Annotated in this window: 11 protein-coding genes and 1 pseudogene; 3 read left to right on the forward strand and 9 right to left on the reverse strand. The window is 61.9% G+C overall.

The genetic code is table 11. The features are described from left to right. Positions 1-242: 242 nt before the first annotated feature. Positions 243-698: an REP-associated tyrosine transposase gene (locus DJ563_RS19415; RefSeq protein ID WP_274098589.1), complete on the forward strand. Its 456-nt coding sequence runs from the start codon at positions 243-245 to the stop codon at positions 696-698. An 81-nt stretch (positions 699-779) separates the two neighbouring features. On the opposite strand, the gene gbcB is transcribed toward DJ563_RS19415, so the two are convergent. Then, positions 780-1,880 (reverse strand): glycine-betaine demethylase subunit GbcB, encoded by a 1,101-nt coding sequence (gene gbcB / locus DJ563_RS19420; protein ID WP_033703152.1) that lies wholly within the window; start codon positions 1,878-1,880, stop codon positions 780-782. A gap of 294 nt (positions 1,881-2,174) precedes the next feature. Here gbcB and gbcA point away from each other — a divergent pair, with 294 nt between their 5' ends. Beyond that, positions 2,175-3,467: a glycine-betaine demethylase subunit GbcA gene (gene gbcA / locus DJ563_RS19425; protein WP_274098588.1), complete on the forward strand. Its 1,293-nt coding sequence runs from the start codon at positions 2,175-2,177 to the stop codon at positions 3,465-3,467. A 521-nt stretch (positions 3,468-3,988) separates the two neighbouring features. Here the strand turns inward: gbcA and DJ563_RS19430 are convergent. Together DJ563_RS19430 and DJ563_RS19435 are read right to left on the reverse strand one after the other, a co-directional pair. Further along, a pseudogene (locus tag DJ563_RS19430) lies at positions 3,989-4,249 on the reverse strand (RHS repeat-associated core domain-containing protein); the annotation flags it as partial. Next, positions 4,246-5,094 carry an RHS repeat-associated core domain-containing protein gene (locus DJ563_RS19435; RefSeq protein WP_434518193.1) on the reverse strand — a complete coding sequence of 283 codons (849 nt, stop codon included), beginning with the start codon at positions 5,092-5,094 and terminating at the stop codon, positions 4,246-4,248. The gene DJ563_RS19435 and the pseudogene DJ563_RS19430, both read right to left, overlap by 4 nt. A 440-nt stretch (positions 5,095-5,534) precedes the next feature. Between DJ563_RS19435 and DJ563_RS19440 the strand changes: the two genes are divergently transcribed. Continuing rightward, positions 5,535-5,753 carry a cold shock domain-containing protein gene (locus tag DJ563_RS19440; RefSeq protein WP_434518194.1) on the forward strand — a complete coding sequence of 73 codons (219 nt, stop codon included), beginning with the start codon at positions 5,535-5,537 and terminating at the stop codon, positions 5,751-5,753. 61 nt (positions 5,754-5,814) lie between these two features. Here DJ563_RS19440 and DJ563_RS19445 read toward each other — a convergent pair whose 3' ends face one another. From DJ563_RS19445 to DJ563_RS19470, 6 genes are all read right to left on the reverse strand, one after another. Beyond that, complete coding sequence (locus DJ563_RS19445) at positions 5,815-6,585, reverse strand: electron transfer flavoprotein subunit beta (RefSeq protein WP_186661444.1); 771 nt, start codon at positions 6,583-6,585, stop codon at positions 5,815-5,817. 10 nt (positions 6,586-6,595) lie between these two features. Continuing rightward, a complete protein-coding gene (locus DJ563_RS19450) occupies positions 6,596-7,828 on the reverse strand; it encodes an electron transfer flavoprotein subunit alpha/FixB family protein (RefSeq protein ID WP_033703157.1) in 1,233 nt (410 codons plus the stop codon). Continuing rightward, positions 7,828-9,780, reverse strand: a complete 1,953-nt coding sequence (gene dgcB, locus DJ563_RS19455) for a dimethylglycine demethylation protein DgcB (RefSeq protein ID WP_274098584.1) — start codon at positions 9,778-9,780, stop codon at positions 7,828-7,830. The genes DJ563_RS19450 and dgcB overlap by 1 nt, the downstream gene beginning before the upstream one ends. A gap of 208 nt (positions 9,781-9,988) precedes the next feature. Then, positions 9,989-12,049, reverse strand: a complete 2,061-nt coding sequence (dgcA, locus tag DJ563_RS19460; protein ID WP_434518195.1) for a dimethylglycine demethylation protein DgcA — start codon at positions 12,047-12,049, stop codon at positions 9,989-9,991. Between the two features lie 15 nt (positions 12,050-12,064). After that, on the reverse strand, positions 12,065-12,595 hold the full coding sequence (locus DJ563_RS19465; protein WP_033703161.1) for a DUF5943 domain-containing protein: 531 nt from the start codon (positions 12,593-12,595) through the stop codon (positions 12,065-12,067). Between the two features lie 76 nt (positions 12,596-12,671). Beyond that, positions 12,672-13,649, reverse strand: coding sequence for a dipeptidase (locus DJ563_RS19470; protein ID WP_033703163.1), 978 nt, complete (start codon positions 13,647-13,649; stop codon positions 12,672-12,674). Positions 13,650-13,885 lie beyond the last annotated feature (236 nt).

The following is a 13,885-nucleotide window of genomic DNA, read 5'->3' on the forward strand; positions in this document are numbered from 1 at the left end:
CGCCTTGAGCCTGTGCTGTACTTCGACGCTTTGGCAGCTGCTGTTCTCGCCAGAGCATGCCCGTCCGGATCATCGCGTTAAGCTGCACGCCATGTACAACGAAGATACAAGCGGCGGTGCGGCGATCCGACTTGCCCCGCGAAAGGGCCAACACTGCCACCCAACATCCAGCAAACATTCCCCCCGCACGCCACTGCCAGCTCACCTAATGTTCCTCTGAATCTTATTTCAGGGGGCATCACATGGAGCGTGCTCAATCCCATCTTCTGCGCCGTGGCCGTTTCTCTCAGCCTGGTGGGTTGTACTTGCTGACTACGGTAACCCATGAGCGCAAGCGGACCTTCACCCACCTTCATCTCGCCCGTGGCGTGATCCAGCAACTCAGACAGGCTGAGCTCGATGGGCATTGCCAATCCCTCGCGTGGGTGGTCATGCCGGACCATGTGCACTGGCTGATCGAGTTACGAAGCGGCACCTTGTCTCGCCTGATGCGCAGATTCAAGTCACGCAGCAGCCATGCGCTTTATCAGCGGGGCATGCGGCGCGAAAAGATATGGCAGCAGGGCTACCAGGACCGAGCCTTGCGCCGGGAAGAAAGTGTGCTGCAGGTAGCGAGGTACATCGTTGCCAACCCCATCAGAGCAGGATTGGTTGACCGTGCGGGTGATTATCCGCATTGGGATGCAGTCTGGGTCTGATGCCATTCGCGGGGCAAGCCCGCTCCCACAGGCCTATGGGAGCGGGTTTAGCTGTGAAGAATCCACACTCTTGAAGCTGGATCAGTAATCGATCCGCACATCCCCTTTAGGCACGCTGCAGCACGACAGGATGTAGCCCTCGGCCTCGTCTTCTTCGGTAATACCGCCGTTGTGCTCCATCTCCACTTCGCCGCCCAGCTTGAGCACCTTGCAGGTGCCGCAAATGCCCATGCCGCAGGCCTTGGGGATCATCAGCCCGACCTTCGCCGCTGCCGCATGCACGGTCTCGCCCGGGGCAACGCGGATGCTCTTCTCGCTGCCGATGAACTCCACCAGGTTGAGGTCGGAGACATCCACTTCCGGCGCGTCGGCGGCCTGCTCGGCGTGCTCAACCGCATCGGCCTTGGCCTCTGCCGGCGTCGCGCCGAACGACTCCTCATGGTAGTTCTTCATGTCGAAGCCGACGGCTTCAAGCATGCGCTTGACCGCGCTCATGTACGGCGTCGGGCCGCAGCAGAACACCGTGCGCTCCATGTAGTCGGGCGCGATCAGCTCCATCAGCCGCTGGTTCAGGTACCCGCGGTAACCCGCCCAGGGCTCGCCCAGCCCGTGCTTCTCGCAAATGATGTGCAAGCTGAAGTTGGGGATGCGCGAGGCCATCTGCTCCAGCTCGCGGTGGAAGATGATGTCTTTCGGCGAACGGGCGCTGTGCACGAAGACCATGTCGACATTGGCGTTGGTGTCGTAGAACCAGCGCGCCATGGACATCACCGGGGTGATACCAACACCGCCCGAGAGGTACAGCACCTTGCCCGACGGGAAGTCGATGGCGTTGAACAACCCCACCGGCCCGTGCACCGGTAGTTCGGCGCCTTCGTGCATGGTGTCGTGCAGGTGGTTGGAGACATGCCCGCCCGGCACCCGCTTGACCGTGATCGAGAAGCTGTACGGCACCGACGGCGAACTGGAGATAGTGTAGGAACGCATCACCGGCTTGCCTTCGATCTCAAGTTCCAGGGTGACGAACTGCCCTGGCTTGAAGAAGAACATGATCGGTTGGTCGGCCATGAAGCAGAACGTGCGCACGTCCCAGGTCTCCTGGATGACCTTGACGCAGCGCACGATGTGGCGGCCGTTGGCCCAGGTCTGGGTGGTGACCGGATTGAGGAAGGTATCGGACATGTTCATCTCCAGCAGCCGACTATTGGCCTTTTTATGGCTGCGATAATGCGCAAGCTGAAGGCGACGTACATTCCTGCCTGCGACATCGGCGTACTTATCGCGACCAGCCCCATGCTACAAGGGCTAGGGCGTCGTAATTCAAATCGGCCATGTCGCCCATGGATACGGTTCACGACGCCTTCGGACGCACACTCCACGGCAAAAGAACACGCTGTTTTTTTACGACAGCCTTGCGGCACCACAACAATGATTAGCCACCTTTTGCCGGCCGCACGCGGCCCCGAGGACCACACGATGGACGTCACCGCAACCCTGAGCCTGGGCGATCCACTGGAAGCAGCACGCAAGGCTACCGCCGAGATGCTGCAGACCCGCGAGCGAACCTACTCGCTGCCCCAGCCTTTCTACACCGACGAGCGTCTGTTCCAGATCGACATGCAGGAGATCTTCCACAAAGAGTGGCTGATCGCTGGCATGACTTGCGAGATTCCGGCCAAAGGCAACTTCATCACCCTGCAGATAGGCAAGAACCCGATCATCGTCATCCGTGGCGCCGAAGGTAAGGTGCATGCCTTCCACAACGTCTGCCGCCATCGCGGTTCGCGCCTGTGCACCAGCGACAAGGGCAAGGTGGCCAAGCTGGTCTGTCATTACCACCAGTGGACCTACGAGCTGGACGGTCGCCTGCTGTTCGCCGGCACCGAGATGGGCGCCGACTTCGACATGAAGGAATACGGCCTCAAGCCTGTGAACGTGAAGGTTGCGGGTGGTTACATCTTCATCAGCCTGGCGGAAAACCCGCCAGCCATCGACGAGTTCCTGGCCACTTTGGACCATTACATGGAACCGTACGACATGGAGAACACCAAGATCGCGGTGCAGACCCAGTTGCTGGAAAAGGCCAACTGGAAGCTGGTACTGGAAAACAACCGCGAGTGCTACCACTGCAGCGGTTCGCACCCAGAGCTGCTGCAAACCCTGCTGGAGTGGGACGACACCAACGACCCACGCGCCAGCCAGGAATTCAAGGACCACGTGGCCGCCTCTGCCGCCGCCTGGGAAGCCGAGAAGATCCCGTACCTGCACAAGAGCCACGGGCTGCGTAACCGCATCGTGCGCATGCCGCTGCTCAAGGGCACCGTGTCGATGACCATGGACGGCAAGCAGGCCTGCCAGAAGCTGATGGGCCGCATCAAGAACCCGGACCTGGGCTCGATGCGCATCCTGCACCTGCCGCACTCGTGGAACCACTGCATGGGCGACCACCTGATCGTCTTCACCGTGTGGCCGATCAGCGCCCAGGAAACCTTGGTCACCACCAAGTGGCTGGTGCACAAGGATGCCGTCGAAGGCGTCGATTACGACCCGGAGCGCATGCGCAAGGTGTGGGACGCCACCAACAACCAGGACCGCCGCCTGGCCGAAGAGAACCAGCGCGGGATCAACTCCACGGCGTACCAGCCAGGGCCTTATTCGAAGACCTATGAATTTGGTGTGGTGAACTTCATCGACTGGTACAGCCAGCGCGTGCTGGAGAACCTGGGGGCGGAGCCTGCGCCGTACCTGAAGGAAGTGCAGGCGCAGTAAACAATAGTGAACCAGGCAGGCAGAACATTGGCTGCCTGGTTATTGCCTTCATGCACGATTCACCGTTCCACCGGGTTTCCACGGATCCTCTCCACAACATCCCTGACAATGGTCTGCACCGGACCTATTCCTGTCTGGATTCGCACAAGGTCCACGAGCACGCCGGGTATCTCGCTTGGTGAACTCCGCAGATAGGGCACCACGACAGCCATGCTCTGCTGGATGTTCAGAGTACGCTCCGTTATACCAAGGCCCGTCGCTACCACCCCCGCAATTACACTGTCCGTTACGGACGGAATACTCGGAGCACCCTGCGCCTTCCAGGCATAGGCAGACGCTGCAATTTTCGCAATCCCCTTTTGGGTTTTGGCAACGACTTGAAGTTGTTGACTAAATGAAGGCGTTGGGCCCAATTGGCGCGACTGAACGATCAGCTTGAGCGTCGCCAATAATCCATCCACGACGTTAAGTGCACCTTCTGCCAAGGCGGCAAAATAAACTGAGCTGAGGAAGGAGAATGCGCCATTGCGATCGACCCGGTTAATCGGATCGTTTAAGCAATAGGCATAGGTATTTATCCCGCCCCTGCCGAACGGGCTGAGCGTATCGGGGCTGTTGAAGCGCATGAGCGCTGGGTTGTAGGCCCGTCGACCGTTACCGAGAAGATAATGCTCAGTCAATGGGTCGCGGCATTCGCCGCAAAATGCCAGGCGGGAGCCATACAACACCCCACACACAACCCCATAGGCGGTATAGCTACGTGAGTTGGCGTGGGGGATCACAGCCACGTCGTCTGAAAATTCTCAGGGGAACTCGCCCCCCCACCTCTGACCTGCGAGACCCTTTCAGTCATCTCAATGCTCACATGGTCCGAGCCCATATCGAATCTGAACTCCCTGACAGTATTGGAAACAGTGGGTACTGGCGACGACGGCGCTGTTCCAGTGTGAGGCAGACTTTGTATTTGCTCACGTGTTGTACTGAAAACACTGCGGATATTGTCTCCAATGGCCCTCCCAGCTTCTCTCAACCCATTTCCCAACGTTCGCCCGATCGTTATTACCGATTTAATGATCGAAGTTAAATTTCCAGCGGTCACCAAGCCCAACGCCACGGGCTCCAATCTAGGCGAGCCGGTAAACAACATACCCACGCCTGTCGTAACCAATGCAGTTTCGACCGCCAGTTGCCGCAGGCCCCAGACGCCCGCGCGGTTTGGGGCACGAGCAATCCAGGCAGCCACATTGAGGCCGGTATAGGCCGCAATGGTCGTAGCTCTGGCAGCTTCAATTGAAGTCAGTGCCGCCAGGAACCTGCCGCTTGGGTCGATGTGGTTCACAGGGTCCCCTGCACAATAGGCATATGCATTCAACCCGCCCCTGCCAAAGGGGCTCAGGCGATCTGGGCTCAAGTAACGCATCTGGCCAGGGCTATACAGCCTATGTCCGTTGCCAAGGTGATAGCACCCTGTCGATGGGTCATGACGCTGGCCCGCAAAAGCTGTGAGAGGGCCTGCCCCCGGTGGCGCGTACCCGTACGGGGTGAAGGCTCTCTCTATTGAGCTTGAGCTGCGCCCCGCCAACGCTGAACGCTGCATATCCGTCATCAGTAGTCGGGCACGCGTCATAGGTCCGCGCTCCTGTGGACAAGCGTGACGACGACGTTAATACCGATGAGCATTTTCGGATACTGACAAAAATGCCAGGTCAGTCTGTTCAATTATTGATCAATCACATGCCACACCAGGCGTCACCTGCCCTCCCACGTTGTGCCAACACTTTATCCACAAGGTCGCTAACAGCGATTGTGGGCAAAATCCTCGAGTTGACGTACTAACGAAACAAAAACGCCATAAAAAATCCTAGGTTCATTTTGATCATTTTTTGTACATATCGCTGCAAGCCCCGGTGCCATTGCGCTGCAGCGAAGCACGAACACTTTATCCACACCTTGGCGAACAGATTCCGGGGGTAAATCGCGGACCACCTGACATTTTTGCCAGTTTCCTCAAAACCCCGCTCATGATTGATTGAAAGCAATCATGATGGCAGCAGCACGAGGTCACTTATGCACAGTCGCCTTAACGGCACTGTGAAGTGGTTCCATGAGGTGAATGGAGTAGGTGTAATAACGGCTGAGGACGGCAGTGGGGACTATTTCGTAGCGCGGTGTGCAATTCTGATGGTGGGCAGGGCGCGGCTCCTGGAGGGGGAGCGGGTAAGCTTTGAACCCATAATCGATGGACTGGCCTTTTGGGCATTCAATGTTGCCGAGCTACAGCCTTGAAGGGCCTGTGGGCGCGCCACTCCCACAGGGTCCCTGCTGAATCAATGAGATTAAATGCACGTCAGCGTAGAACGCCTTCCTCAACCAGCAGCTTGAGGATCGCTTCGGCGCCTTCTTGCGGCGATACATCCTTGAGCACCTTGCCCCCGCCGCCACTGGCCTTGGCCGTGGCCGCCTTCATCCGGTCGGCGCCACTCTTGGCTTTGATCACCTTCAGCCGCTTGGGCCGTGGCCGGGCAGGTTGCAGCTCAGCCTCGCCCAGCAGTTCGTCTTCGACAATGGCCACGTCACGCGCCGCCAGCACACCCCGCCGTGCCGGGCCGAAGGCACTCTGGCGCGGCTTGGGCGCTGCGTTATCCACAGTCGCCAGCAATGGCAGGCGCACCTTCAGGCGACGCCGCTGGCCCCGTGGTAGCGCTTGCAGTACCTGGGCGGTGCCGTTTTCGATGGACTCCACCTCTGCCAGGCCGACGATCAACGGCCAGCCCAGCTTCTCGGCCAGCAGAAACGGCAGCATGCCCGACCCTTCACCGGTTTCCGCCTGGCTGCCAGTCAGTACCAGCTGCGCGCCAGCATCGCGTAAATAGTCGCCGAGCACGCCCAATACATCCGCACCCGCCGGCTGTTCCAGCACGTCCAGGTGCTCCAGGCCCATGCCAAGGTAGGCGCGCAACGCCTCTTCGCGAGGGTCGCCGGCATGTACCACCTGCAAGTTATCCCCAGCCAGCTGCAGACCCAGCTCCACTGCACGCGCGTCCTGCTCGGCGCGGCGGGCGCGCCCGGAGCTTGGGTGGGCACCGATCGAAACCAGGCTGATGACTTTCGTACTCATGCTCGTGCCCTTATGCCGCGTCGCGCTGGCCGCCGCTGCGGTAGTTGTCCACAGCCTCGACCAGTGCCTGGAGAATTGCCGAACTGTCGCCAATCACCGACAGGTCGGCCCGTTTGATCATGTCGCAGCCCGGGTCCATGTTGATCGCCACCACCTTGTCGCAGGCGCCGATACCCTGCAGGTGCTGGATGGCGCCAGAGATACCCACAGCCACATAAACCCGCGCCGTGACCCAGGTACCGGTAGCCCCCACCTGGCGGTTGCGCGGCATGAAGCCGTCGTCCACCGCCACCCGCGAGGCGCCTTCGGTGGCACCGAGTGCCGCCGTGGCCTTGTGGTACAGGTCCCAGTCCTTGACGCCGTTGCCGCCCGAAACGATGAACTCCGCTTCGGCCATGGCAATGGTGGCCGGGTCGACCGCCACCGAGCCCAGGTCCTCGATACGCGACAGGCTGCGCACCACGCCTGTGGACAACTCCACCGGCAGCGCTTCGTGACGGGTTTCGCTGACCGGCTCGGCGCATTCCGCCGCCGCCAGGATCAAGCGCGGCACTGCACGCTGCAGGTCTTGCTGGCCGGCACCGGCGCGGCCGATGCACTGGCCATCCTTGACCTGCCACACCCGCGTCGCCGGGCGCTCGCCCAAGGCCGCGCCCAGACGCCTGCCCAGCTCACCGCCACCGGTGCGGCTGTCGGGCAGCAGCCAGTGGCGCGGTGTGAACTGGTTATCCACAGCCCGCAAGCCTTGCACCAGTTGCTCTGGCGCGTAGCCTTCGAAAGCTTCGCCCTCGATGACCAGCAAGCGGTCGACACCGGCGTTGGCGAAGTTGCTTTCCTTGTGCTCGCCAAACACGATCGCCAGCACCGCGCCGTCGCTGCCTGCCAGGCTGTGGGCCAAGCCGAGCAAGTCGCGGTCGTGGCTGCCGAGGCGGCCGCCGACCATGTCCGGCACTACCGCGATGTAGTAAGCCGGCGCCGGCACCTGGTGCAGCGGCAGTTTCACTTCAGCCGCCGCCGTGCGCCGCCCGCCCACACCGGTGCCCTGCTGGGCGCCGCTGCGGTCGATACGCTTGATGCCAGCGGGGCCGATAAAGCCTGCGGCAATCGCGTGGGGGTTCTTGCGGATGACACCGTTTGGCCCCATCCAAGTGGTTTGTTGCGTCTGCATCGCCGCGTGCAGCGGATGCAGACGGTTACGGGCGATCCACTCGGCGCGTGGGTCGCGGCGGATGATGTCGCTCATCAGTGCACCTCCGCAGGTTCACGTTTGGCCGCTGGCGACTTGGCGTTCGCAGGGGCTTCGTCTTCGATCAGTACATCCGCTACCAACTCGGCCAGGTCCTTGATCTGTGGGCGCGGTTCGACCACACCTTCGAGCATCGCGGTGCACTGTGGGCAACCGACTGCCACCAGCTCGGCCTCGGTCTCACGGATGTCGTCCATGCGCATGTCGGGGATACGTTGCTTGCCCGGGATGTCGGTGATCGGCGCACCGCCGCCACCGCCGCAGCAACGGGAACGGAAGCCCGACCGCTGCATCTCGCGCACTTCGATGCCGAGTGCCTTGAGCACATCGCGCGGCGCCTCGTACTCGCCGTTGTAACGGCCCAGGTAGCACGGGTCGTGATAGGTCACGCTGCCGCCCTTGTGCTGGCCGAGGTTGAGCTTGTTGGCCGCGATCAGTTCGGCGATGTAGGTGCTGTGGTGCTGCACCTGGTACTCGCCGCCCAAGGCACCGTACTCGTTCTTCAGCACATGGAAGCTGTGCGGGTCGCAGGTGACGATGCGCTGGAAGCGGTACTTGGCAAGGGTCTGGATGTTGCGCTTGGCCAGTTGCTGGAAGGTCGCTTCATCGCCCAGGCGCCGCGCCACGTCACCGCTGTCGCGTTCTTCCAGACCGAGCACGGCAAAGTCCACGCCGGAGGCCTTGAGCACTTTGACGAAGGCGCGCAGGGTGCGCTGGTTGCGCATGTCGAAGGCACCATCACCAACCCAGAACAGCACCTCGGTGGTGTTCACCTCCGACAGCAGTTTCAGGTTGAGGTCGGCCGCCCAGTTCATCCGCCCGCCAGGGGCGAAGCCGCCAGGGTTGTCGGTGGCGATCAGGTTGTCCAGCACCTCGGCACCCTTGTTCGGGGTCGCGCCTTTTTCCAGGGTGAGGTGACGGCGCATGTCGACGATGGCATCGACGTGCTCGATCATCATCGGGCACTCCTCGACGCAGGCGCGGCAGGTGGTGCACGACCACAAGGTCTCGGCGTCGACCAGGCCGTTGACGATCGGCTGGTGCGGGTGGCCGCCATGCTCGCCAATAGGTTTGCCCGGGTAAGGGCTACCGGCAAACTTGGCGTCCGTGCCACCGGCCAGGCCGATGACCATGTCCTGGATGAGTTTTTTCGGGTTCAGCGGCTGGCCTGCGGCGTAGGCCGGGCACATGGCTTCACATTTACCGCACTGCACACAGGCATCGAAACCGAGCAGCTGGTTCCAGGTGAAGTCCACCGGTTTTTCCACGCCCAGCGGTGCGTTCGGGTCTTCCAGGTCCAGCGGCTTGAGGCCGGTGGAGCGGCCGCCGCCGAAGCGCTCGGCACGGCGGTGCCAGGCCAGGTGCAGGGCACCGGCGAAGGCGTGTTTCATCGGGCCGCCCCAGGTCATGCCGAAGAACAGCTCCGACACGCCCCACAGCACACCCAGGCCCAGTACGCCGACCATCACCCAGCCACCGGTGTTGGCGGGCAGGATGCCGGCCACCGGCAAGGTGGCGACGAAGAAGCTCGCGGCGAACACCAACAGGCTTTTCGGCAGGCGCATCCACGGGCCCTTGGACAGGCGCGAAGGCGGGTTGAGGCGGCGTTTGAAGACAAACAGCGCGCCTGTGAACATGATCACCGTGGCCACCAGCAAGGCGTAGCCGAGGATCTTGCTCTGCAGGCCGAAGCCGTGCACCAGGATCGCCAAGGCAGCCGACAGCACGAAGCCACCCGCCGTGGCCACGTGGGTCTTGGACATGTACTTGTCGCGCTCGACCACATGGTGCAGGTCCACCAGGTAGCGTCGCGGCATGGCCAGCAGGCCGCCGAGCAAGTTGACCTTGGACGGTCGGCCACGCCGCCACATGCGCACACGGCGCAGGGCGCCGAGCACCGCCAGGCCAAGGGCAGCGAACAGCAGAATGGGTAGAAGGGTGTTCAACATGGGAGGCTCCCACAAACAGCTGAATTCTTGCGCCCCTCTCAAAGGTGAGCGCGGACCCCTGTAGGAGCGGCCTTGCGTCGCGAAAGGGCTGCGCAGCGGCCCCGGCAATGTGTAGCACTGCTAAATGCCGGGGCCGCTACGCGACCCTTTCGCGACGCAAGGCCGCTCCTACAGGGGGGCCAGTCCCGCCCCTACAGAGGCGGTGCGATCAGAAGTCCTTGCACAGGCGCAAGGCGTCGTAGATCGCCGCATGCACGTTGCGCTGGGCCACGCAGTCGCCAATGCGGTACAGCAGGTAGCCCTCGCCCGGCTGGCTGAGGATCGGCTGCGGCTTGATGGCGAACAGCGCCTCCACATCGATCTGGCCCTTGTTGCGCGAGCCTTCCTTCAGCGCGTAATACAGTTCTTCATCAGGCCGCACGCCGTTCTCGATCACTACCTGGTCGACCACGCGCTCTTCCTTGGCGCCGGTGTATTCGTTCTCCAGCACCGCCACCAGCTTGTCGCCTTCGCGGTAGACCTTTTCCAGCATCATGTCGCCGGTCATGATCACTTCTTTCGGGTACATGCTGCGGTAGTAGGTCGGGAAGGTCGTCCCCCCCATTGCCACACCCGGCTTGATGTCGTCGGTGACGATCTCGACCTGGCTGCCCTTGTCGGCAATGTAGTCCGCCGCCGACATGCCGGTGAACTCACAGATGGTGTCGTACACCAGCACGTTCTTGCCCGGCGCAACCTTGCCGTCGAGCACGTCCCAGCTGCTGACCACCAGCCCTTCGGCAGCGCCCCAGTGCTCGTTCTGCTCGACGAACGGGTGGCCGCCCACCGCCAGCACGATGACGTCCGGGCGCAGGTCCTGGATGGCGTCCACGCTGGCCGCGGTACCCAGGCGCAGGTCAACTTTCAGCCGCGCCAGCTCCAGTTGGTACCAGCGGGTGATACCGGCGATCTGGTCACGTTGCGGTGCCTTGGCAGCAATGGTGATCTGCCCGCCGATCTGGTCTTTCTTCTCGAACAGGGTCACATCATGGCCACGCTCGGCAGCCACGCGGGCGGCTTCCATGCCGGCCGGGCCGGCGCCAACCACCACCACCTTGCGTTTGACGCCGGTGGTCTTCTCGATGATGTGCGGCACACCCATGTACTCACGGGAGGTCGCGGCGTTCTGGATGCACAGTACATCCAGGCCCTGGTACTGGCGGTCGATGCAGTAGTTGGCACCGACGCACTGCTTGATCTGGTCGATCTGGCCCATCTTGATCTTGGCGATCAGGTGCGGGTCGGCCATGTGCGCACGGGTCATGCCGACCATGTCCACGTAGCCGCCTTCGAGGATGCGTGTGGCCTGGTTCGGGTCCTTGATGTTCTGCGCGTGCAGCACCGGGACCTTGACCACTTCCTTGATGCCGGCCGCCAGGTGCAGGAACGGCTCCGACGGGTAGCTCATGTTGGGGATGACGTTGGCCAGGGTGTTGTGGGTGTCGCAACCCGAGCCGACCACGCCGATGAAGTCGAGCATGCCGGTGCCATCGTAGTAGGCGGCGATCTGCTTCATGTCCTCGTGGCTGAGGCCATCGGGGTGGAACTCGTCACCACACAGGCGCATGCCCACGCAGAAGTCGTCACCGACCTCGGCGCGCACGGCCTTGAGCACTTCAAGGCCGAACTTCATGCGGCCTTCGAAGGTGCCGCCCCATTCGTCGGTACGCTTGTTGACCCGCGGGCTCCAGAACTGGTCGATCATGTGCTGGTGCACGGCCGACAGTTCGACGCCGTCCAGGCCGCCCTCTTTGGCACGCCGCGCAGCCTGCGCGTAGTTGCCGATGACGCGCCAGATCTCTTCCACCTCGATGGTCTTGCAGGTGGCGCGGTGCACCGGTTCACGGATACCCGACGGCGACATCAGGGTGGGCCAGTTGAAGCCGTCCCAGCGCGAGCGACGGCCCATGTGGGTAATCTGGATCATGATCTTGGCGCCATGCTTGTGCATGGCGTCGGCCAGGTTCTGGAAGTGCGGGATGATGCGGTCGGTCGACAGGTTGACCGACGCCCACCACTCCTGCGGGCTGTCGATGGCGACCACGGACGAGCCGCCGCAGATCGCCAGGCCGATGCCGCCCTTGGCCTTCTCTTCGTAATACTTCACATAGCGGTCGGTCGTCATGCCGCCGTCAGTGGCGTAGACCTCGGCGTGCGCGGTGCTGAGCACGCGGTTGCGGATGGTCAGTTTGCCGATCTGGATCGGCTGGAACATTGCTTCGAATGCCATGACGCTATCTCCGGCTTACAACGGCTTTGTAACGAACAGGCCATCTTCGTGGCCTTCTTCCGATCCGCCGTAGACCTGTTCGGCCACGGTGCGGATCTTGCTGCCGCGGGCAGCGAGAATCTGGTCCATTGCGCCGGCGAACCAGCCGGTGAACATGTAGTCGACCTTGCGGCCAACCTTGCCGTACACGTACACGAACGCCGAGTGCTTGAGCTTGACGCTGCAGGTGCCTTTGTCCAGGTCGATGTCCTGGATCTCGAACAGGCCCCAGCCACGCTGGGACAGGCGCTTCATGTAGTGTTCGAACACCGCCACGCCTTCCAGGCCATGGCATTCGGCTTCTTTCTCGCACCAGTGCCAGGCGGACTTGTAGCCGGCCTTGTAGAGGATCTCGGCATAGGCGTCAGCGCCCAGCACTTCCTCGATGCCGATGTGGTTGTTGACGAAGAAATGGCGTGGCACGTACAGCATCGGCAAGGCGTCGCTGGTCCAGACACCGGTCTCGGTGTCGACTTCGATTGGCAATTGCGGGGCGATCTTGGCCATGGAAACTCAACTCCATAAAATTTTTATTGGGATGCCCCGGCGTTGCTGGCAGGGGCTTTCAGGCTTGGAGAGCGGCTTACTCGCCCCAGACATCCTTGAGGACGTTTACCCAGTTCTCGCCCATGATCTTGCGCACCACACGCTCGGAGTGGCCGCGCTTGAGCAAGGTCTCGGTGAGGTTGGGGAACTCGCCGACGGTGCGAATGCCCAGCGGGTTGATGATCTTGCCGAAGTTGGTCAGGCGACGGGCGTAGCCCTTGTCGTGGGTCAGGTACTCGAAGAAGTCCTGGCCGTGGCCCTGGGTGAAGTCGGTGCCGATGCCGATGGCGTCTTCACCGACGATGTTCATGGTGTATTCGATGGCTTCGGCGTAGTCGTCGATGGTCGAATCGATGCCCTTGGCCAGGAATGGCGCGAACATGGTCACGCCGACGAAACCGCCGTGGTCGGCGATGAACTTCAGCTCTTCGTCCGACTTGTTGCGCGGGTGTTCTTTCAGGCCCGACGGCAGGCAGTGGGAGTAGCAGACCGGCTTCTTCGATTCGAGGATGACCTCTTCGGAGGTCTTGGAGCCGACGTGGGACAGGTCGCACATGATGCCGACGCGGTTCATCTCGGCGACGATCTCGCGGCCGAAGCCCGACAGGCCACCGTCACGCTCGTAGCAGCCGGTACCCACCAGGTTCTGGGTGTTGTAGCACATCTGCACGATGCCCACGCCCAGCTGCTTGAACACGTCCACGTAGGCGATCTGGTCTTCGAACGCGTGGGCGTTCTGGAAGCCGAAGAGGATGCCGGTCTTGCCCAGCTCTTTAGCCTTGCGGATGTCGGCGGTGGTGCGCACCGGCATGACCAGGTCACCGTTGTCGCGGATCAGCTTCTGGCTGGCGGCGATCTGGTCGACAGTGGCCTTGAAGCCTTCCCAGACCGACACCGTGCAGTTGGCCGCAGTCAGCCCGCCTTTGCGCATGTCCTCGAACAGTTCGCGGTTCCATTTGGCAATGATCAGACCGTCGATGACGATGCTGTCGGCGTGAAGTTCTGCTGGGCTCATCAGGCTGTCCCCTTTTATTGACTGGGTTCTTGAGTGGTCCGCGCCTGAAGCATGTGCCGGCGCTTTGGGGCCAGCATATGCCTGCGGCCCGAGGCGCCCCGATGCAAAAACGACAGGGGGTTTGCCGAAAGCGTCAATGCGCGACAACAGGCGCTCTGCGGCGCTGTCTGGCGATGAGAGACAGTCTCGATAACGACATTTCAGGGCTTTCATGAACATTTCGTCAGGGAGCTACC

This window comes from Pseudomonas sp. NFX1 (genome assembly GCF_051123555.1).
Classification (GTDB): domain Bacteria; phylum Pseudomonadota; class Gammaproteobacteria; order Pseudomonadales; family Pseudomonadaceae; genus Aquipseudomonas; species Aquipseudomonas capeferrum.

What these genes read in the sequence shown, in the direction of transcription:
- DJ563_RS19450 (WP_033703157.1), bottom strand. Translation starts at nt 7,828, where the DNA reads ATGAGCGACATCATCCGCCGCGACCCACGCGCCGAGTGGATCGCCCGT.
- DJ563_RS19470 (WP_033703163.1), bottom strand. Translation starts at nt 13,649, where the DNA reads ATGAGCCCAGCAGAACTTCACGCCGACAGCATCGTCATCGACGGTCTG.
- DJ563_RS19415 (WP_274098589.1), top strand. Translation starts at nt 243, where the DNA reads ATGGAGCGTGCTCAATCCCATCTTCTGCGCCGTGGCCGTTTCTCTCAG.
- DJ563_RS19445 (WP_186661444.1), bottom strand. Translation starts at nt 6,585, where the DNA reads ATGAGTACGAAAGTCATCAGCCTGGTTTCGATCGGTGCCCACCCAAGC.
- gbcA (WP_274098588.1), top strand. Translation starts at nt 2,175, where the DNA reads ATGGACGTCACCGCAACCCTGAGCCTGGGCGATCCACTGGAAGCAGCA.
- dgcB (WP_274098584.1), bottom strand. Translation starts at nt 9,780, where the DNA reads ATGTTGAACACCCTTCTACCCATTCTGCTGTTCGCTGCCCTTGGCCTG.
- DJ563_RS19440 (WP_434518194.1), top strand. Translation starts at nt 5,535, where the DNA reads ATGCACAGTCGCCTTAACGGCACTGTGAAGTGGTTCCATGAGGTGAAT.
- DJ563_RS19435 (WP_434518193.1), bottom strand. Translation starts at nt 5,094, where the DNA reads ATGACGCGTGCCCGACTACTGATGACGGATATGCAGCGTTCAGCGTTG.
- gbcB (WP_033703152.1), bottom strand. Translation starts at nt 1,880, where the DNA reads ATGTCCGATACCTTCCTCAATCCGGTCACCACCCAGACCTGGGCCAAC.
- dgcA (WP_434518195.1), bottom strand. Translation starts at nt 12,049, where the DNA reads ATGGCATTCGAAGCAATGTTCCAGCCGATCCAGATCGGCAAACTGACC.
- DJ563_RS19465 (WP_033703161.1), bottom strand. Translation starts at nt 12,595, where the DNA reads ATGGCCAAGATCGCCCCGCAATTGCCAATCGAAGTCGACACCGAGACC.